The 1,824-nt window shown below is 41.4% G+C and carries 2 protein-coding genes; one reads left to right on the top strand and one right to left on the bottom strand.

Annotated features, from left to right (window positions below; genetic code table 11):
* Nucleotides 1-136: 136 nt before the first annotated feature.
* On the bottom strand, nt 137-361 hold the full coding sequence (locus VXK47_RS10285; protein ID WP_435548697.1) for a hypothetical protein: 225 nt from the start codon (nt 359-361) through the stop codon (nt 137-139).
* A 325-nt stretch (nt 362-686) separates the two neighbouring features.
* On the opposite strand from VXK47_RS10285, the gene VXK47_RS10280 reads away from it, so the two are divergent.
* On the top strand, nt 687-1,824 hold a 1,138-nt coding region (locus VXK47_RS10280; RefSeq protein WP_435548696.1), incomplete at its 3' end, for an IS110 family transposase.

The raw sequence follows: 1,824 nt of genomic DNA, 5'->3' as shown, positions 1-1,824 counted from the left end.
GAACCTTCTCATCTAAATGTGAACGTAAATACCCATACTTTACCTTGATTTTCTCAACAGTGTTTGACATACATAACGCATATCATTACCGTAGCTAAATGTCAACATAATTGTTCAATTTATTATTGCTAAGTTACTAATTAAAGGAACCTTCGACACTGCATGTTTTGTTAAAATCGTATCCTATATTAATACCGGATGTTATTCCATCTTCAAGTTCTTGGTTTCCTTCAAAAAAATAAGCACCGATATTTGGAGTAACAGTGATTACACCTTTCTGATCTTCAGCAACGCTTAATGTCATCAATAAAGTTAATAATGCAAAAACAGAAAATATAAATACTAAAGCAGCTTTTTTCATCAAATTCCTCCTTTCGTTAAATAACTTAAACAGGTGATTAATTTTTAGCTAAAACCCCAAAAAAGATACCATTGCATAACCGGTACCTTTCCAAATTATAGATGTTGGGGAGGTGAGCGAGCCCTTTAGGGTGAGCTCGCGGAGCCTCCCCAACTCTATAATTTGGGACATCATGAGATATTTTGGTTGTAGCTGCGCATATTTGATTGGTTTTTTCTTAAATTATGTGAAACTCCCCCTTAGTATGAGCCATCCGGATCACTCCGGTGGCATAATTTTATAGCAGTCTGCAATGAAGCAGCTGCAAAAAAGGAGGAGCTTCACTATGAAAAAGAGAACCATTTTTTCCTGTCAAAGTCAAGAATTGAACACACTGTTTGAAGAAGCCGGTAACAACGCAAAAGTGATGTGCATACCGATAGATTATGCAAAAAAGGAGCATGTCGTTATGTTCTGCAACGGTCATGGAAATATTTTACGAAAACCATTTCCTGTAAAAAATTCCCCGGAAGGCCTTGAGTATCTGACTCAGCAAGTTCTCAGTTCTTGCCGCCATCGTGGAATTGACCCAAAACACACCTTCTTTGGGGGAGAAGATGTCGGCTCCTATGCGCAGAATTTTATAAACACTTTACGTTCCGGAGGATGGCTAATTGCGGGAGTCAACGCTCATGATGCAAAGAAACAACGGACCAATGCTCAAGCCAGTACGGATACACTGGATTTAATGGGCATTGCTTCCATGCTCCTTAATCGAAGGGCAAATTGTTCTCCTGCCCAAACCGGAATCTATCACAACCTCCGGGGTCTAACTCGTCACAGAAAGAAACTTGTTGACATGTCAACAGAGGAAAAAAATCGAATTCATACAGTTGCTGATCAAATCTTCCCTGGCTTTCTGGATGAAAAAAATACCGGGATCTCGCCATTTTCAAATAGTTCACTCTACCTTATGGCAGATCGATTCAGCCCAGCCCAGATCCGTCGTCGAAAACGACGGAAACTTATTGAAACCTTGCGCAAATACGGTACAGTAAAGCCTGAGGTTGGCGCTGATAAACTTCAGCTTTATGCTGCTCATGTACTCAATACACCAACTGAGTATCTCAGTGCCCTCCAGGTTTCATTAGTTCAGCATATTAAACACTTTAAGTGTCTCCAGGACAGTATTGAGCAACTGGAAAAGGAGATGGCCCTATGGCTGGCACAAACCCAGGGTGCATTTCTGACAACTTTACGTGGTATTGGCATCGTCCTGGCAGCTGGAGCAACCGCTGAGATCGGGGATCCAACTAAACAAAAGCCTGTGACCAATGTAGTATCATATTCAGGTATTATTCCACGGGTCAAACAAACCGGTGGCCCTGAAGGCCAAACCCGTACCGGTAAAGTATCAAAACGCTGCAATCGTATCCTCAAAAATTATGTTGTGCAGTCGGCTCACCATATTGGCTTACATGGCC

It is taken from the genome of Desulfobacterium sp. N47 (assembly GCF_051233685.1).
GTDB lineage: Bacteria > Desulfobacterota > Desulfobacteria > Desulfobacterales > RPRI01 > RPRI01.
The sequence above is the reverse complement of the archived record's forward strand: the minus strand, read 5'-3'. Positions and strand labels throughout refer to the sequence as shown.